16 protein-coding genes are annotated in these 17,967 nt (G+C 72.9%); 10 read left to right on the plus strand and 6 right to left on the minus strand.

From position 1 onward, the window contains the following. The first annotated feature begins 6 nt into the window (after positions 1–6). From LCD33_RS00380 to LCD33_RS00400, 5 genes are read left to right on the plus strand one after another with little or no spacing between them, the layout of a single operon-like run. Entirely contained in the window at positions 7–933 is a 927-nt protein-coding gene (locus LCD33_RS00380) for a polysaccharide deacetylase (RefSeq protein ID WP_224965895.1), read from the plus strand. Further along, positions 930–2,222 carry an MFS transporter gene (locus LCD33_RS00385; protein WP_224977373.1) on the plus strand — a complete coding sequence of 431 codons (1,293 nt, stop codon included), beginning with the start codon at positions 930–932 and terminating at the stop codon, positions 2,220–2,222. The genes LCD33_RS00380 and LCD33_RS00385 overlap by 4 nt, the downstream gene beginning before the upstream one ends. Further along, positions 2,222–2,989, plus strand: a complete 768-nt coding sequence (locus LCD33_RS00390) for an SDR family NAD(P)-dependent oxidoreductase (RefSeq protein ID WP_224977374.1) — start codon at positions 2,222–2,224, stop codon at positions 2,987–2,989. The genes LCD33_RS00385 and LCD33_RS00390 overlap by 1 nt, the downstream gene beginning before the upstream one ends. Next, complete coding sequence (locus LCD33_RS00395) at positions 2,986–4,011, plus strand: ketopantoate reductase family protein (RefSeq protein WP_224977375.1); 1,026 nt, start codon at positions 2,986–2,988, stop codon at positions 4,009–4,011. The genes LCD33_RS00390 and LCD33_RS00395 overlap by 4 nt, the downstream gene beginning before the upstream one ends. Next, positions 4,008–5,147: a M20 family metallopeptidase gene (locus LCD33_RS00400; protein WP_224977376.1), complete on the plus strand. Its 1,140-nt coding sequence runs from the start codon at positions 4,008–4,010 to the stop codon at positions 5,145–5,147. The genes LCD33_RS00395 and LCD33_RS00400 overlap by 4 nt, the downstream gene beginning before the upstream one ends. Before the next feature lie 65 nt (positions 5,148–5,212). Here LCD33_RS00400 and LCD33_RS00405 read toward each other — a convergent pair whose 3' ends face one another. The 4 genes from LCD33_RS00405 to LCD33_RS00420 all read right to left on the minus strand — a co-directional run bounded on the left by LCD33_RS00405 (position 5,213) and on the right by LCD33_RS00420 (position 9,760). Beyond that, a complete protein-coding gene (locus tag LCD33_RS00405; protein ID WP_224957341.1) occupies positions 5,213–5,626 on the minus strand; it encodes an STAS domain-containing protein in 414 nt (137 codons plus the stop codon). Positions 5,627–5,965: 339 nt separating this feature from the next. Further along, positions 5,966–7,873: a GMC family oxidoreductase N-terminal domain-containing protein gene (locus LCD33_RS00410; RefSeq protein ID WP_224977377.1), complete on the minus strand. Its 1,908-nt coding sequence runs from the start codon at positions 7,871–7,873 to the stop codon at positions 5,966–5,968. A 289-nt stretch (positions 7,874–8,162) separates the two neighbouring features. Next, positions 8,163–9,194, minus strand: a complete 1,032-nt coding sequence (locus LCD33_RS00415; RefSeq protein WP_224957343.1) for an aldo/keto reductase — start codon at positions 9,192–9,194, stop codon at positions 8,163–8,165. Positions 9,195–9,292: 98 nt separating this feature from the next. After that, positions 9,293–9,760 carry a VOC family protein gene (locus LCD33_RS00420; RefSeq protein ID WP_224957344.1) on the minus strand — a complete coding sequence of 156 codons (468 nt, stop codon included), beginning with the start codon at positions 9,758–9,760 and terminating at the stop codon, positions 9,293–9,295. A gap of 105 nt (positions 9,761–9,865) precedes the next feature. Here LCD33_RS00420 and LCD33_RS00425 point away from each other — a divergent pair, with 105 nt between their 5' ends. Next, complete coding sequence (locus LCD33_RS00425; protein ID WP_224957345.1) at positions 9,866–10,855, plus strand: YafY family protein; 990 nt, start codon at positions 9,866–9,868, stop codon at positions 10,853–10,855. Between the two features lie 93 nt (positions 10,856–10,948). Here LCD33_RS00425 and LCD33_RS00430 read toward each other — a convergent pair whose 3' ends face one another. Beyond that, entirely contained in the window at positions 10,949–11,770 is an 822-nt protein-coding gene (locus LCD33_RS00430) for an SAM-dependent methyltransferase (RefSeq protein ID WP_224957346.1), read from the minus strand. Between the two features lie 360 nt (positions 11,771–12,130). Beyond that, positions 12,131–13,492 (minus strand): NAD-dependent succinate-semialdehyde dehydrogenase, encoded by a 1,362-nt coding sequence (locus tag LCD33_RS00435; RefSeq protein ID WP_224957348.1) that lies wholly within the window; start codon positions 13,490–13,492, stop codon positions 12,131–12,133. 184 nt (positions 13,493–13,676) lie between these two features. Between LCD33_RS00435 and LCD33_RS00440 the strand changes: the two genes are divergently transcribed. The 4 genes from LCD33_RS00440 (at position 13,677) to LCD33_RS00455 (ending at position 17,758) form a co-directional block, all read left to right on the plus strand. Continuing rightward, entirely contained in the window at positions 13,677–14,828 is a 1,152-nt protein-coding gene (locus LCD33_RS00440) for an aromatic ring-hydroxylating dioxygenase subunit alpha (RefSeq protein WP_224957350.1), read from the plus strand. 29 nt (positions 14,829–14,857) lie between these two features. Next, positions 14,858–15,787: a 3-keto-5-aminohexanoate cleavage protein gene (locus LCD33_RS00445; RefSeq protein WP_224957351.1), complete on the plus strand. Its 930-nt coding sequence runs from the start codon at positions 14,858–14,860 to the stop codon at positions 15,785–15,787. Further along, positions 15,774–16,721, plus strand: coding sequence for a 3-hydroxyacyl-CoA dehydrogenase NAD-binding domain-containing protein (locus tag LCD33_RS00450; RefSeq protein ID WP_224957352.1), 948 nt, complete (start codon positions 15,774–15,776; stop codon positions 16,719–16,721). Before LCD33_RS00445 ends, LCD33_RS00450 begins: the two co-directional genes overlap by 14 nt. A 74-nt stretch (positions 16,722–16,795) precedes the next feature. Continuing rightward, positions 16,796–17,758 (plus strand): PDR/VanB family oxidoreductase, encoded by a 963-nt coding sequence (locus tag LCD33_RS00455; protein ID WP_224957353.1) that lies wholly within the window; start codon positions 16,796–16,798, stop codon positions 17,756–17,758. Positions 17,759–17,967 lie beyond the last annotated feature (209 nt).

Raw genomic sequence — 17,967 nt, forward strand, 5'->3', positions numbered from 1 at the left:
GGACCCGTGTCCGCAACCGAACCGGCTCCGGCGTGGCAGTGGCCGGAGCACACCTGGCGGGGCCACGTCGAGGCGGTGCGCGCCGGGCGGCGGCTCGTCCCGCGGCGGTGGCCGGGCGACGCGCGCGTCGCGGTGGCGCTGTCCTTCGACTCCGATCACGAGACGATCCCGTTGCGGGACGCGGAGACCAGCCCCGGCCGGCTCGCGCAGGGCGAGTACGGATCGCGCGTCGGGGCCGGTCGGGTCCTGGAGGTGCTGGCCGATTTCGGCGCACCGGCGACGTTCTTCATGCCCGGCGTGTCCGCGCTGCTGCACCCCGGCGAAGCGAAGGACTACGCGGCGGCCGGGCACGAGATCGGGGTGCACGGCTGGATCCACGAGCGCAACACCCTGCTGGGCAAGGAGGACGAGAAGGCGCTGAACGTCCGGGCGATCGACGTCCTCGCCGAGCTCACCGGCGTCCGGCCCGTCGGGATCCGCACCCCGTCCTGGGACTTCAGCGAGTCCACGTTGGACGTCATCCGCGAGCTCGGGTTCGAGTACGACTCGTCGCTGATGGCCGACGACGAACCGTACGAGATCGTGGCGAACGGCGCGGCGACCGGGCTCGTGGAGATCCCGGTCGACTGGATCCGGGACGACGCCCCGTACTTCACCATGGACCGCTACGGCTCTGTTCGCCCGCACACCCGCCCGCGGGACGTGCTGGAGATCTGGACCGACGAGTTCGACGCGGCCCACCGCACCGGCGGCGTGTTCCAGCTGACGATGCACCCGCACGTCATCGGCCACCGCTCGCGGCTGGTGGTGCTGCGGGAACTGCTCGACCACATCGGGGCGCACCACGACGTCTGGTTCGCCACTCACGCCGAGCTCGCGGCCACCGCGCGCGCAGAGCTCGGGCGGCTCGATCCCCTTGGAGCGACACCATGATCGGCTCGGCAGCGGTCGCCACCGCGAAGACCACCCCCGCCCAGCGCAAGGCGATCGTCGCGGGCACCATCGGCAACACCGTCGAATGGGTCGACTGGGCGCTGTACTCCGTGTTCGCCAAGATCATCGCGGTGGAGTTCTTCCCCGCGGGCGACGAGACCGTGGCGCTGCTGTCCACGCTGGCGGTGTTCGCGATCGGCTTCGTGATGCGCCCGATCGGGGCCGCGGTGCTCGGCGCCTACGCCGACCGGCAGGGGCGCAAGAAGGGCCTCGCGCTCACCATCGGGCTGATGGCGGGGGCGTCGTTCCTGATCGCGCTCACCCCGACCTACGCGGCCGTGGGCCTGCTCGCGCCGGTGGTGCTGCTGCTCGCCCGGCTGCTGCAGGGCTTCGCCGCGGGCGGCGAATTCGGTTCCTCCGCGGCGTTCCTGGTGGAGTCCGCGGGAGCCGGGCGGCGGGCGTTCGCCGGTTCCTGGCAACAGGTCTCGGTCGCCGGGGGCGTGCTGATCGCGTCCCTGATCGGCACCGTGGCCACCTCGGCGCTGAGCGAGGAGGCCCTGCACGGTTGGGGCTGGCGAGCCGCGTTCGTGCTCGGCGGCCTGCTCGGCCTGGTGGGGCTGTGGCTGCGGACCTCGGTGGAGGACACCGGCTCGTTCACCACGGCCGCATCGAGCGGGCGGACCAAGGCGAACCCGCTGCGCACGATGTTCGTCGACCACCCGGTCGCCGCGCTGCGCGTCGCGGGCATCACCGTCGCGGGCACGCTGACCTACTACATCTGGGTCAACTACCTGCCGACCTACGCGAACCTGGTGACCGGGATCCCGCTCTCGCAGGCGTTGCTGTCGCAGACGTTGTGCCTGGTCGTGTTCGTGGTGCTGCTGCCGTTCGTCGGCCTGCTCTCGGACAAGGTGGGGCGCAAGCCCACGCTGGCCGCGTTCGCCGGTGGGTTCGTGGTGCTGTCGTGGCCGCTGCTGCACCTGCTGCAGAACAGCTTCCTGAGCGTGTTCGCGGTGCAGCTGGCCGGAATGCTGCTGGTGCTGGGCTATTCGGCGAACTGCGCGGTGATCATGGCCGAGCAGTTCCCGCCGGAGGTCCGGGCGACCGGGATCGCGCTGCCCTACGCCCTGTCGGTGGCCCTGTTCGGCGGGACCGCGCCGTACATCACGACCTGGCTCAACGACATCGGGCACCACGACCTGCTGTGGCTGTACGTGTCCGGGGCGGCGCTGATCTCGCTCGTCATCTACCTGACCATGCCGGAGACCAAGGATCGGGAGTTCGCGTGATGACCCACGTGCTCGTGACGGGTGCCGCGAGCGGGATCGGGCGCGCGATCGCGGCCGATTTCGCCGCCCGCGAGGGCTGCGCGGTCACCTCCGTCGATATCGACGGGGAGCGGCTGGCCGCGGCGCCGGGCTTCCCGGTGACCGCCGACCTCGCCGAACCCGGGGCGCCGCAACAGGTCCTCGACCAGGCGTGGCGCCGGGCGCCGGTGGACGTGCTGGTCAACGCGGCCGGCATCTACCCCTCGCTGGACATGCTGGACGTGGACGCCGGGCGGTGGGACCGGGTGTTCGCGCTGAACGTGCGCGCCCCGGTGCTGGCCACCACCGCGTTCGCGAAGCTCGCGATCGCGGCGGGACGCGGCGGTGCGGTCGTGAACATCTCCTCCGGGGCGGCGCTGCGGACCCGGCCGGGCGGCGGGCCCTACGCCAGCTCGAAGGCGGCGCTGGAGATGGCGACCCGGGCCGCCGCCCTCGAACTCGGCCCGCACGGCATCCGGGTCAACGCGGTCAGCCCCGGTTTCGTGGCGGTCGGCAGCGAGTGCAACCCGGTCGCCGACGACTACGCCGCGGCCGTGTCGGTGAACCCGCTCGGGCGGCCCGGCGAACCCGCGGACGTCGCGCGCGCCGTGCGCTGGCTGGCCGGCCCCGATTCGTCGTGGATCACCGGCGAGGTCGTGCGCGTGGACGGCGGCTCCGGTGCCGGGGCGGCGCACCTGCCGAAGTTGTGGCCACCGCAGGAAGAACAGCAGGAAGGACGCGAGGGATGAGCCGTGCTTCGTACGCCGTGCTGGGAGGTGGCGCGATCGGGGGCACCCTCGCCTACCACCTGGCGCGGGCCGGGCACCCGGTGACCGTGATCGACGCCGACCCCGAGCACGTGGCCGCAGTCCGGGCCCACGGGCTCCGCCTCGACCACCCGGGCGGACGGGGCGAGGTCCCCGTGCGCGCGACCACGCCCGCGGACTTCACCGGCCGGCTCGACCGGGTCCTGCTGGCCGTCAAGGCGCAGGCCACCGGGGCGGCGGCCGACTGGGTCGCCCCGCGCCTGGCCGACGACGGCTACGTGGTGTCGGTCCAGAACGGGTTCAACGAGCCGGTGCTCGCCGAGCGGATCGGTTGGCCCCGCACCATCGCGGCGTTCGTCAACATCTTCGCCGACCGGACCGCGCCCGGGGTGATCTCCGACGGCGGTTCCGGTGCGCTGGTGGTGGGGGAGCCCGGTGGCGCAGCGGTGTCCGATCGGGTGCGGCTGCTCGCCCGCGACCTGCGCGCCTGGGGCCCCGCGCAGGTCAGCGACAACGTCGAAGGTTTCCTGTGGGCCAAGGCCGGTTTCGGCGCGATGCTCGCCGCGACCGCGCTCGCCGACGACGCGATGGCCGACCTGATCGACCGGCACCCGGAGACGATGTGCGCGCTGGCCGCGGAGGTGTTCGACGTCGCCCGCGCGCTGCGCGTTCGGCTCGAACCGTTCGACGCGTTCGAGCCGGACGCGTTCGTCCGGGGCGCCGGTGCGGGGACGCGGGCGGAGGCGTTGGCACGGCTGACCTCCTGGCTGCGCACCCAGCCGAAGAACCGCAGCGGCATCTGGCGCGACCTCGCGGTGCGCCGGCGCGCGGTCGAGGTGACCACGCACTACGCCACCGTGCTCGACGAGGCCGATCGCGTCGGCGTGGCGGCGCCGGGGCTGCGGGCGCTGCTGGGCGTGCTCCGCGAACTCGAAGCGGACCCGGACTCGATGTCCGAGCGCCGCATCGCGGAACTCGGCGAGCTCGTGCGGAGCCCGGCGTGACCGGGGTGGCGGCCTGGCTGGCCGCGCACCGGGACGAGATGATCGCCGACCTGGCCGAGTACGTCGGGCACGAGAGCTCCAGCGACGACCTGGCCGCGCTCGACACCTGCCTGCACTGGGTGCGCGACTGGCTCGACCGCAGGCTCGGTCCGTCCACTTCGGATGAATGGCTGCTGCGGGAGACCACCGGTGACGTGCTGGTCCGGCACTACGCGGGCACCGGCTCGCCGGTGCTGCTGCTCGCGCACTACGACACGGTGTGGCCCACCGGCACCCTCGCCGACTGGCCGTTCCAGGTCGACGGCGACCGGATGACCGGCCCCGGCGTGTTCGACATGAAGGCCGGGCTGGTGCAGGCGGTGTGGGCGGTGCGGGCCCTCGACGCGCTCGGGCTGCCGCGGCCCGCGTTCACGCTGGTGCTCAACGGTGACGAGGAGACCGGCAGCCTCGCGTCCTCGGACGTCATCGTCGCCGAAGCCGCGAAGGCCCGGCCCGCCCTCGTGTTCGAGGCCAGCGCGGACGGTGCGCTCAAGACCGCGCGCAAGGGCGTCGGCCTGTTCACCGTGACCGCGACCGGCGAGGAAGCGCATGCCGGCCTCGACCCGGCCGCGGGCGCCGGCGCGATCCAGGAACTCGCCCACCAGGTGCTGCGCCTGCACGGGTGGACCGACCTCGACGCCGGCACCTCGGTGAACGTCGGCGTGATCGAGGGCGGCACCGGCGCCAACGTGACGGCGGGCCGGGCCACCGCGCGGATCGACGTGCGGGTGGGCGGGGAAGCGGAACGCCGCCGCATCACCGCCCTGCTGGCGGACCTCCGGCCGGTGAACCCCGACGTGGAGCTGGCGGTGACCGGCGACTGGAACCGGCCGGTGTTCGAGCGCACCCCCGAGGTCGGCGAGCTCTTCGCCCTGGCGCGGGCTTGCGCCGAACCACTGGGCGTGGACCTGCGGGAGGTCGCGGTCGGCGGCGCCAGCGACGGGAACTTCGTGGTGGCCGCCGGGATCCCGGTCCTCGACGGTCTCGGCGCCGTCGGCGGCGGCGCGCACGCCCGCACCGAGCACGCCACGATCAGCGGCATGCTCGAACGCTCCGCCCTCACCGCCGCGCTGCTGGCCGAACTCGCCGTCCGCTGACCAGGACCGCCCGGGTGGCCCGCGCCGCCGGTCGTGCGGCCGGTGACGCGGGCCCGCGCCGCGGCTCAGCCCTCGTCGAAGCGGGCCAGGGCTTGCGCGGTGGTGGGGAAGCACCGCATCGCGGTGTCGAGCCCGGCCACCTCCAGCGCGTGGGTGACCTCGCGGTGCGCGGTCACCAGCCGGAGCTCGACCCCGCGGGACCGCGCGTCCAGGTGGGCCTGCTTCAGCAGCTGCATCCCCGCCACGCTCAGGAAACCGACGCCGCTCAGGTCGACGACGATGGTCCGGACCTGGGCCGACAGGCGCGGCCACAGGACTTCTTCGAGATGGTCGATGGTCTCGGCGTCGATCTCCCCGCCGGGTTCGACGACGATCGACTCGCGGTCGGGGTACGAGACCTGCACGCGGAACCGCGGTGGTGCCGATTCCGCTCGGTGACCGGTCTCGGTCGGGTTCTCGGTCGGGTCCGGGGTGGTCATGTGCTGCGCGCTCCACTGTGGTCTCGCCCCGGTCAGCGCGCAGCTTCCGCCCCGCGACGGGACGGCCCGGGAACGGGTTCCGCATCGCGCACGGATCAGCGACGCCGGACCGGCACCGGTTCTGATCCTGGGTGGCTGACTGCTCAACCACGGTCATCTTAACCACCGCACCCGCCCGCGTTCCGGCAGCACCCGGTGCGGCGGGCGCGGTCGGCTCCCGGGCGTCCTCGGCCCGGCCGTCGGCGTGCGCCCCGGCGGACGGGAGCGCGTTCCCCCGCTCCCGCGCGGGCGCGCCGCCGAGCACCCGTGCGGCGCCCCCGCGGCGGGTGCGCGGCCGCGTCAGGCCGGGTTGGGGGAGGGTTCCGCGGGCCGCGCCGTGCGGACCTCGCGGCGCAGGAGCTTGCCGGTCGGCCCCTTCGGCAGCTCCGCCGTGACCCAGACCTGGCGCGGGTACTTGTACGCGGCGACGCGGGCCTTCACGAACTCGCGGATCTCGTCCGCGGTCGCCATCGCACCCGGCTTCAGCGCGATCGCGGCGACCACCTCCTCGCCGAGCTCCGGGTGCGCCACGCCGACCACCGCAGCCTCGGCCACGGCCGGATGCTCGTAGATGACCTCCTCGATCTCCCGCGGGTAGACGTTGTAGCCACCGCGGATGATCATGTCCTTTTTCCGATCGACGATGGTGAAGTAGCCGTCCTCGTCGCAGACCGCGAGGTCCCCGGTGCGCAGCCAGCCGTCGACGATCGTGTCCGCGGTGACCTCGGGGAGCCCCCAGTAGCCCTTCATCACGTTCGGACCCTTGATCACGATCTCGCCGACCTCGCCGGTCGGGACGCCGCGCCCGCCGTCGTCGATCACGCGCAGCGAGACGTCCCGCACGGGCACGCCGATCGAACCGGGCTTGCGTTCGAGGTGGGGGTGGTTGAAGCACGCCACCGGCGAGCTCTCGGACAGGCCGTAGCCTTCGAGGATCACGCAGCCGAAGGTCTCCTCGAAGGCCCGCAGCAGCTCGACGGGCAGCGGTGCGCCACCGCAGATGCAGCACCGCACGGTGGTGAGGTCGGCGTCGCCCGCGGCGTGCAGCATCGCGGAGTACATCGTGGGCACGCCCTCGAACACCGTGACGCGATCGCGCTCGATCACCTCCAGCGCCTTGGCGCCCTCGAAGCGCGCGATCAGCGTCAGGCAGGCCCCCGCCTGCACCGAGGCGATCAGCCCGCAGGTGAGCCCCAAGACGTGGAACAGCGGCAGGCACCCCATCACCACGTCGCCGGGCCCGATCTCGACGAGGGTCTCGCGGGTCACCGCGGCGTTCTCCGGGCTCGCCGCCGTCATCAGCGTCTCGCGGTCGGTGAGGTAGTTGAGCATCACCATGTAGTGGTCCTGCAACCGCTCCCCGACGGGGAGGTCCGCGAGCAGCGGGATGCCGAACGCCGCGAGCTGCGCGGCCGGGCCGACGCCGGAGAGCAGCAGCAGCTGCGCGGAACCGTAGGCGCCCGCGCTGAGGATCACCTCGCGCTCGGCGCGCAGCTCCTCGACCTGACCGTCGCGGCTGATCTCCACGCCGACGGCCCGGTTGCCCTCGAAGAGCACCTTGCGGGTCAGCGCCCCGGTGATCACGGTCAGGTTGGGCCGCTCCAGCGCCGGGCGCAGGTAGGCGACCGCGGTGCTGCACCGCATGCCCTCGCGCTGGGTGACCTGGAAGCGGCCGACGCCGAGCTGGTCGGCGCCGTTGAAGTCCTCGTTGTGCGGGAAGCCGGCTTCGACGGCCGCGTCCACCCAGGCGTCGCAGAGCGGGTTCATCGACCGGCTCTCGGACACGGTGAGCGGTCCGTCGGCGCCGTGGAAGTCGTCGGCGCCGCGCGCGTTGCCCTCGGCCTTCTTGAAGTAGGGGAGGACCTCGTCGTAGCTCCAGCCGGTGGCCCCGTCGGCCGCCCACTGGTCGTAGTCGGCGCGGTTGCCGCGGATGTAGATCATCGCGTTCATCGAGCTGGAGCCGCCGAGCATCTTGCCGCGCGGCAGGTAGGCGCGGCGCCCGCCGAGCTCCGGTTCCGGCTCGGTGTCCAGGTCCCAGTCCCAGCGGCTCTTGAACAACGAGCTGAACGCCGCGGGAATGTGGATCTCGTCGGCCGTGTCCGCCGCTCCGGCTTCGACCAGTGCCACGGTCACGCCGGGGTCTTCGGTCAGTCGGGCGGCCAACGCGCACCCCGCCGAACCCGCGCCGACAACGATGTGGTCGTACATGGCTTCCTCGCTCCCCGTTGAGTCGATCTGCTCGGATGAGTGTGACTACGAGCACAGCGCAGGACTTTGGGTGCGCCTCCAGAGTTGCGCCGATCGACCTGTGGCCAGGCCACAAGCGGGGGTGGAACGTCCGCTTCGCCACCACCGGTGCCCTCGGATCCGCCGCTGACCTCCCGGGTCCGGCACCCCCGCCACGACCGGGCGGAGCGCTACCCGGCTCCTCGACCGGAGGGCCGCCCCGGAACGCGGTCCGATGTGGACGGTCCGCGCCTGCCCTCCCGGACCGGGGTCACCGCGCCCCGCGGTCCCGGGGCGGGCGGCGGCGGAGCGCGGCGTCGTCGAGGGGCGCGGGCCGGTACCCGACGTCGGTGACGCCGGTGTCGGTCCCCGGCGCGGCGATCCCGTCGATGCGGTCCAGGACCTCGTCGTCGAGCACGACGTCGCGCCCGGCGAGCAGGTCGTCGAGCTGCGGCAGCGTGCGAGGCCCGATGATCACCGAGGTGACGTGCGGGTGGGTGGTGGCGAACGACATCGCCAGGTGCGTCAACGAGATCCCGGCCTCCTCGGCGAGGACGGCGAGCCGCTCGACCGCGGCGTGCTTGGCCTCGTCGGTCATGTGCCGCGGGCCCCACCGCGCGCGGCCGGGCGAGACGGGAGTGCCCGGCCGCCGGTACTTCCCGGTGAGCAGGCCCCAGGACAGCGGGCTCCAGGTGAGCACGCCCATCCCGTACCGGGCGCAGACGGGCAGCACCTCCCGCTCGATGCCGCGCGCCAGGATCGAGTACGGGGGTTGCTCGGTGCGCAGGCGGGCCAGGCCCCGCAGTTCGGCGACCAGGTGGGCTTCGACGAGGTCCGCGGCGAGGAAGCCGGACGAGCCGATGGCGCGGACCTTGCCGCTGGTGATCAGGCCGGTCAGCGCGGAGAGGGTCTCCTCCAGGTCCGTCGCCGGGTCGAAGTGGTGGATCTGGTACAGGTCGATGTGGTCGACGTCGAGCCTGCGCAGCGATTCCTCCACGGCGGTGACGATCCACCGGCGGGAGGCGCCGCGCCGGTTCGGGTCGTCGCCCATCGGCCCGCCGAACTTCGTCGCCAGCACGACCTCGTCGCGCCGTCCCTTGATGGCCGCTCCGACGATCGGCTCGGTGGCGCCGTACCCGTAGACGTCGGCGGTGTCGATGAAGTTGATCCCGGCGTCCAGCGCGCGGTGGACGATGCGGTGGCAGTCGGCGGGATCGGGGTTGCCCGCCGGGCCGAACATCATGGTGCCCAAGCAGTAGGGGCTCACGGCGATTCCGGTGCGACCGAGGGGGCGCGTCTTCATGGGTGCTGTCCGTTCGACGGGGCTGCGGAGGGTTCCGGGCGGGGGGGGGGGGGGGGGGGGGGGGGGGCGCCCCCCCCCCCCCGCCCCCCCCCGCGCGGTCACGCGGCGTCGCGGGCGGCGGCCACGTCGATGCTCCAGGTCACCCCGAACCGGTCGGTGAGCATGCCGAAGCCCGGGCTCCACGCCGAAGCGGCGAGCGGCTCCACGATCGAGGCGCCCTCGGCGAGCTTCTCCCAGCAGGCGCGGACCTCGTCGAGCCCGTTGCCGCGCACGGAGACGAAGAACGGCTGGTCGGTGATCGTCGCGCCGTTCTCGCGGCGGGTGGAACCGGTGGCGGCCGCGGAACCGTCCCGGACGCCGGGGACGTCGTAGGCCATCACCCGGAAGCCGTTGTCGGCCTCGACCTGTCCGAAGACGACGTCGTCGGCACCGGGGGCGTCGCCGGGGGCGCCGACGTCGCGGTAGGTCGTGATCGTGAGCCGGCCGCCGAAGGCGGACCGGTAGAACTCCAGCGCAGCGCGGGCGTCCCCGCGGAAGTTGAGGTGGGTGGTCGTGGTCAGGGTCATGTGCGTTCCCGAGTGTGGATCTCGCCGGGGCTCTCCCGGTCGAGACCCACCCTCGCCGCCGTGTAGGTCGGTTCTGGTCCTACACGGAGAACTAGGGTCGATCCCATGACCACGACCACCTCGCGCCTGCTGCGCCTGCTGTCGCTGCTGCAGACCAGGCGCGACTGGCCGGGCTCCCTGCTCGCGGACCGGCTCGGCATCAGCCCGCGCACCGTGCGCCGCGACGTCGACCGGCTGCGGGAGATGGGCTACCGCATCCGGGCCACGATGGGCCCGGAGGGCGGTTACCACCTCGACGCCGGGGACGAGCTGCCGCCGCTGCTGTTCGACGACGAGCAGGTCATCGCGCTCGCCGTCGCCCTGCGGGCCGCCACCGCCACCGGGGCGGGCATCGAGGAGCCCGCCGTCCGCGCGCTGACCACGGTGCGGCAGGTGATGCCCTCCCGCCTGCGCCACCGCTTCGACGCGCTCACCTTCACCGCCCTCCCCGGCGGCGGGGGAGCGGGGGACGCGCCGCCCGAGGTGCTGCTCGCGGTCTCGACCGCGATCCGCGCCCGCGAGGTGCTGCGCTTCGACTACGCGAGCCGGCCGCAAGCCGCCGCGGAACCGGGCCCGCGGCGGCGGGTGGAACCCCACCACCTCGTGACCTCGCACGGGCGCTGGTACCTGGTCGCCTGGGACCTCGACCACGAGGACTGGCGGCTGTTCCGGGCCGACCGGGTCACGCCGAGCACCCCCACCGGGCCGCGGTTCACCCCGCGCCCGATCCCGGGCGGGGACGTCGCCGAGTACGTCTCCGCCCGCTTCAAGGGTTCCGCCGAGCACAACCGCTGGCCCTGCACGGGCAAGGTCGTGCTCCACCGGCCGGCCCGGGAGGTCCTCCCGTTCGCGGGTGACGGGATCGTCGAAGACCTCGGGCCGGACCGGTGCGGCATCGAGGTCGGTTCCTGGTCCTGGGTGGCGCTGGCGGCCTCGCTGAACCGCTTCGACACCGACGTCGACGTGCTCCACCCGCCCGAGCTCACCCGGGCGTTCGCGCTGCTCGCCGCGCGCAACACCGCCACCGCCCGCACCCCCGGGCACCGGCCCGGCTGACCCGCACCGCTCGGTCGCGAGCGCAAGCACCACCTCGCCGGATGGAGGGCCGCGGGCAGGACGACCGCGGCGAGGACCCCGCCGCGGTGGTGATCACAGTTTGCGGGCGACCCCGGCGAGCACGATCTCGTCGACCGGTTCCGCCGGGGCGAGGTTCGGGCCGTCCGGCCACCAGTCCCGCAGCAGGGTCAGGCCGGGCTCGACGAATTCGAGCCCGTCGAACAGCCGCTCGATCTCGTCGCGGGAGCGGAAGTTGGCCGACCCCATCGAGCTGTTCCGGAACGTCTCGGAGATGTAGCGGGCGATGCCGCTGCCCGCACCGCCGTCCGCGGGATCGTGCCAGTGGGTCAGCGCGAGATAGGAGCCCGAGGGCAGGGCGTCGACGTAACGCCGCACGATCTCGTGCGGGCGCTGCTCGTCGGTGACGTGGTGGATCGTCGAGCACTGGATCAGCGCCACGGGGCGGCTCAGGTCCAGCCGGTCGGTGATCCGCGGGTCGGCCAGCAACCGGTCCGGTTCGGTCAGGTCGCCGTCGACGAAGTGGGTGCGGGAGTTCTCCTCCAGCAGCGCGCGGCCGTGCGCGGCGACGATCGGGTCGTTGTCCACGTAGACGACGGTGGATTCGGGGTTGAACCGCTGCGCGGCCTGGTGCGTGTTCTCCTGCGTGGGCAGGCCCGAACCGCAGTCCAGGAACTGATCGATCCCCGCCTTCGCCAGGAAGCGCACCACCCGGATGAGCCACGCCCGGTGCTCCTGGGCGAACGACAGCGTCTGCGGGATCTGGTCGATCACCGCACCGGCGACCTCCCGGTCCACCGCGTAGTTGTCCTTGCCGCCGAGGAAGACGTCATAGACCCGGGCGATGCTGGCCGTCGACTGGTCGATGCCCCGCTCCGGCGGTCCGCCTGCTCTCACTGTCGCGCTCCACGTCCCGTTCGATGCCACGGGTGAAGATACCGGTTCCGGTACCTCCTGGCGATCATCCGGTCCCCGCCCGGGCGCGAGGTGAGCCAGGTCTCAGCCGGTCCGCCGCGGCGCGGCTGCGGCCCGGGTCCGGCGGGGGAGCCGGTACCCGAGCGCCGGGTGGTGGTCGCCGATGCCGAGGCGCGCGCGGGCGTCGTGCCCGGCTCTCGGACGCCGTGCCCAGCTCGCCGACGTCGGGTCCGGCTCGCGGACGCCGGGCCGCGGACGCCGTGCCCGGCTCGCGGCCTCCGGCGCCGCGTTCGGTGCTGCGCAGGCGACGATCCCCCCGCGCCGCTCCCGGCCGGCGGCCGGTCAGGGAACGCGGATCATCTTCTTGTTGACGAACTCGGCGAACGCCAGGCGGCCGAGCTCGCGACCGGTGCCGGAGGCCTTCACCCCGCCGAACGGCAGTTCCGCGCTCTCCGCACCCACCTCGTTGACGAACACCATCCCCGCTTCCAGCCGGTCGGCCACGCGCATCGCCTGCTCGTGGTCGGGGGTGAAGACGTAGGAGCCCAGGCCGAAGGGCGTGTCGTTCGCGGTGCTGATCGCGGCTTCTTCGTCGGGGACGCGGTAGAGGACGGCGACGGGACCGAAGAACTCCTCGTGGTGCGCCGGGTTGGCGGGTTCCACCCCGGTGAGCACGATCGGCGGAAAGAAGTTCCCGCGCCGAGTCCCGCCCCGGTGCGCGGTCGCGCCGTGCTCGACGGCGCGCTGCACCTGCTCCTCCAGGCGGTCGGCGGCGGCCGTCGAGGACAGCGGGCCGAGCGCGGTGCCGGGCGCCGTCGGATCACCGGGTTCGATGGCGGTGAAGGCGGGGACGAACCGGTCCGCGAAGTCGTCGTAGAGGTCGTCGGCGACGATGATGCGCTTGGCGGCGTTGCAGGCCTGCCCGCCGTTGTCGATCCGAGCGGCGATCGCCGCGGCCACGGCGGCGTCGAGGTCGTCGCTGCCCAGCAGCACGAACGGATCGGAGCCGCCGAGTTCCAGCACCACCTTCTTGAGGTGGCGCCCGGCGATCTCGGCCACCGCGCGTCCGGCCCGTTCGGACCCGGTGAGCGAGACCCCGGCGACCCGCGGGTCCGCGATCAACCGCGCGACCTGGTCGGTGTCGGCGTAGATGTTGGTGTAGGTACCGCTCGGCAGGCCCGCTTCGCGGAACAACTCCTGCAGGAAGGCGGCGGATTCGGGGCACTGCGGGGCGTGCTTGAGCAGGATCGCGTTGCCCAGCGCGAGGTTCGGCGCCGCGAACCTGGCGACCTGGTACGCCGGGTAGTTCCACGGCATGATCCCGAGCAGAACGCCCAGCGGCTGGGTGCGCACCAGCGCGCGGCCGGAGTCGACGATGATCTCCTCGTCGGCGGTGCAGGACGGCGCCACCTCGGCGGAGTAGCGGTAGATGTCGGTGCAGAAGTCGACTTCGCCGAGCGCCTGGTCGACGGGCTTGCCCATCTCGCGGACGATGATGTCCGCGAGTTCCCGCCGGTGCTCGGCGTGCAGGTCACCGACCCGTGCCACCAGCTCGGCCCGCTGCCGCACCGTGGTCGTGCGGAACCACGACCGCTGCGCTTCCGCGGCGGTCCCCAGGGCGGTGGCGAGCGCGGCGTCGGAGTCGACCGGGGTCGTGGAGATCAGCTCTCTGCTCGCGGGGTCGACAACTGCGTACTCGGTCATGATCGTCCTCCCGGCCGTCGTCTCGCTCGCGGCCATCATGGTCCATACGTTGAACGCATGTCCAGCAATGCGGCATCGATGCAGTTGGAACCGCTTGCGGTGGAAGGGAAAACGTCCACGTGTCGGCGGTTTGAAATAGAACAGGGCATTGAACGGTCGTACAAACAGCCCTATGGTCGTGGCCATGACGACTCTCACCACGGACGAACTCAAGTCGGTCTCGCAGGGCTACGACGCGGATCCCGGCCGCTCGATGTCGCTGCGGGCGGAGGCCTACACCGATCCGAAGTGGCACCGCGCGGACCTCGAAGCGATCTTCAGCCGCACCTGGCAGTGGGTCTGCCACGTCGAGCAGCTGGCCGAACCCGGTGGCTACGTGGCCACGACCGTCGCGGAACGCCCGATCGTCGTCGTGCGCGATCGGCAGCGGCGGCTGCGCGCCTTCTACAACGTCTGCAAGCACCGCGCGCACGAACTGGTGTCCGGCTCGGGCACCGCCCGCACCCTCGTCTGCCCGTACCACGCGTGGACCTACGACCTCACCGGTGCGCTCGTCGGCGCGCGGCAGACGGACCGGATGGCGTTCGACAAGTCGGAGATCTGCCTCGACCAGGTCCAGGTGGAGGAGTTCTGCGGGTTCGTGTACGTCAACCTCGACCCGTCGGCGGCGCCGCTGGCCGAGCAGGCCCCCGACCTCGCGGCCCAGATCACCGAACGCGCCCCGGACATCGCCGGGCTCACGCACGCGAAGCGCCTGCACTACGACGTGAAGACCAACTGGAAGAACGTCATCGACAACTTCCTGGAGTGCTACCACTGCCACGTCGCGCACAAGGAGTTCGTGTCGCTGGTCGACATGGACACCTACGACGTGAAGACGCACGGGATCTGGTCGAGCCACTTCGCGGACGCAGGCAAGTCCGCGAACACCGCCTACGACGTCTCGGGCGCCACCGTCACCGAGCACGCGGTGTGGTGGCTCTGGCCGAACACCTGCCTGCTGCGCTATCCCGGGCGCGGCAACTTCATGGTGTTCCAGATCCTGCCCGCGGGACCGGACCGCAGCCTGGAGACCTGGGACTTCTACCTGGAGAGCACCGAACTCACCGAGGTCGAGCAGCAATCCGTCGACTACATCGACGACGTGCTCCAGGTGCAGGACATCGACCTGGTCGAGAGCGTCCAGCGGGGCATGGAATCACCGGCGTTCGACCAGGGCCGGATCGTCTACGACCCGGAGCGCCAGCCGGGGCTGTCCGAGCACGGCGTCCACCACTTCCACGGGCTCGTGCTGGAGGCCTACGCGGCGATGGCGGCGAACCGCCCCACCTCCTGACCGCCGGCCCCCGACAGGATCGAGGCTGCATGCCGAAACCGATCATCATCACGTGCGCACCGACCGGCGGCATCCACACACCGACGATGTCGCCGCACCTGCCGATCACCCCGGACGAGATCGCCCGGGCCGCCGTCGACGCGGCCGAAGCGGGCGCGGCCATCGTCCACCTGCACGCCCGCGATCCCGAGACCGGGCGGCCCGACCCGCGGCCGGAGCTGTTCCAGAACTTCCTGCCGCGCATCGCCGCCGAGTGCGACGCCGTCGTGAACATCTCCACCGGCGGCGGGCTCGGCATGTCTCGCGACGACCGGCTGCGCGCGGCGAAGGCGACCTCGCCGGAGATGGCCTCGCTCAACGTCGGCTCGTTGAACTTCGGGATATTCCCGATGGCGCGCAAGCACGACCGGTGGAAGCACGACTGGGAACCGGAATTCCTGGAATCGACGCGGGACCTGGTCTTCAAGAACACCTTCGCCGACCTCGAACACATCGTGAAGGAGCTCGGCGGGGAGCACGGCACCCGGTTCGAGTTCGAGTGCTACGACCTCGGTCACCTCTACAACCTGGCGTGGCTGGTGGACCAGGGCTGGGTCCAGCCGCCGTTCTTCGTGCAGCTGGTCTTCGGCGTCCTGGGCGGCGCGGGCGCGGACCTGGACAACCTCCTGCACCTGCACACCATCGCGGAGAAGCTGTTCGGCGACTCCTACGAGTGGTCGGTGCTCGCCGCCGGGCGGCACCAGATGCCGTTCGCCACCCAGGCGGCGATGCTCGGCGGCAACCTCCGCGTCGGGCTGGAGGACAGCCTGTTCATCGGTCCCGGTGAGCTGGCCGCGTCCAACGCCGACCAGGTCCGCAAGATCCGCGGGATCGTCGAATCCCTCGGGCACTCGGTCGCGACCCCGGCCGAAGCCCGCCGCCGCCTCGCCTTGAAGGGAGCGGACCATGTCGGGTTCTGAAGGAGGTTCCGGCACCGGCCGGGTGGCGAGCCTCGGTGGCGGGGTGATCGGGCAGAGCTGGACGGCGCTGTTCCTCGCCGCGGGCAGGCCGGTCGCGGTGTTCGACCCGGACCCGGCCGCGGAGCAGCGGGTCCGCCGGGCGGTGGCGACCGCGTGGCCCGTGCTGACCGAGCTCGGTCTGGCCGACCGCGGCGACCCGGACGCGCTGGAGTTCACCCGGGACGCGCTCACCGCCGTCGAGGGCGCCGAATTCGTGCAGGAGAGCGTTCCCGAGCGGATCGCGATCAAGCACGAGCTCTACGCGGCCATCGAACCCGCCCTCGGCGACGGCGCGCTGGTGGCGTCGTCCGCATCCGGGCTGACCCTCACCGAGATGCAGGGCGGCTGGCGCGACCCCTCCCGGTTCGTGCTCGGCCACCCGTTCAACCCACCGCACCTGATCCCGCTGGTCGAGGTGGTGGGCAACGACCGGACCGCGCCGGGTGCGGTGGACCGGGCCCGCGCGTTCTACGAATCGGTCGGGAAGGTGACGATCGAGCTCAAGCGCGAAGTGCCCGGGCACGTGGCCAACCGGTTGCAGGCCGCGCTGTGGCGCGAGGCGGTCCACCTCGTCAACGAGGGGGTGGCCGACGTCGCGGACGTGGACACCGCCGTCTCCGCCGGGCCCGGCCTGCGCTGGGCGGCGATGGGGCCGACGCTGCTGTTCCACCTGGGCGCGGGGGAAGGCGGTCTCGCCGCCTTCTGCGAGCGCTACGCGGACAGCTTCAACCGGTGGTTCGACGACCTCGGCCGCCCGCACCTGGACGCGGACACCGCGCGGAACCTGGTGCGCGGGCTCGCCCCGGCCGAATCGGTCGACGCCCTGTCCCGCCGCCGGGACGAGCTGATCACCGCGATGATCCGCGTCTCCCGCGACCGGCCGACGGACGTCTGACACCCGCTGACCGCGCGGCGGGTGGCGCGGCCCTCCCGCGCCGCCCGCCCCCGACGAAGGAGGCGAGCACCACGATGACCGCGACCAGCGCTCCGCTGGAGCTGACGCTGCGAAGCAGGTCCGAGGTGGCCGACGGGGTCCTGCTGCTGGAGTTCACCGCCACCGGTGGCGGCGAACTGCCCGGCTGGGAACCCGGCGCGCACCTCGACCTGCGGCTCCCGTCCGGCGCGGTGCGGCAGTACTCGCTGTGCGGCGACCCGGGGGACCGGCGCGCCTACACCGTCTGCGTGCTGCGCGAGGCGACCGGCCGCGGCGGATCGGTCGAGCTGCACGACCGGCTGCGCGTCGGAGATGAGATCACCGGATCCGCCCCGCGGAACCACTTCCCGCTGCACGACGCGCCCGAGCACGTCTTGCTCGCGGGAGGTATCGGGATCACGCCGATCAAGGCGATGCTCGACGAGCTGCACCGGCGCGGCGCGCCCTGGCGGCTGGTGTACGGCGGGCGGACCCGCGCGGCGATGGCGTTCGCCGCCGAACTGGCCGCCGCGCACCCCGGCCGCGTCTCGATCGTGCCTGAGGACGAGCGGGGCAGGCCGGACGTCGAGCGGATCGTCGCCGAACTGCCCGCGACGGCCAGGCTGTACTGCTGCGGGCCCGCCGCCATGCTCGACGCGGTGGCCGCGGCGTGCGAGCGAACGGCGATCTCCGACCGGCTGCACGTGGAGCGCTTCGCCGCCGCCGGGGACGCGCCCGACCCGACCGGCGATTCCGCGTTCGAGGTCGAGCTGCGGGAGACCGGGACGACGGTGACCGTCGCCGCCGACCAGTCCCTGCTGTCGGCCGTGCAGCAAGTCCGCCCGGACATCCCGTCGTCCTGCCAGGAGGGCTACTGCGGCACGTGCGAGACCCGCGTGCTGGAGGGGGAACCGGACCACCGGGGAACGCTCCTGTCGCCGGCGGAGCACGACGAGGAGGGGACCATGCTCATCTGCGTGGGCCGGGCGCGGAGCCCGAAGCTCGTGCTGGAGCTGTGAGGATCCGACCGCGGTGCCGCCCCGGCGGGAACCGCTGCCGCCCGGAAGCGACCGACCGGTGCACACCGGACACCCGGCGGCCTGCGGTTTCCCGCCGCGGGGGGGCCCCCCCCCCGGCCGGGGGGGGGGGGGGGGGGGGGGGGCGCGGGGGAGGGGGGGGGGGGGGGGGGGCGCGGGGCCCCGCCGCAGCGCGCGAGCGACGGGGCCGG

Origin of the sequence: Saccharopolyspora sp. 7B, assembly GCF_020177435.1 — a bacterium.
In the GTDB taxonomy this organism is placed as follows: domain Bacteria; phylum Actinomycetota; class Actinomycetes; order Mycobacteriales; family Pseudonocardiaceae; genus Saccharopolyspora_C; species Saccharopolyspora_C gregorii.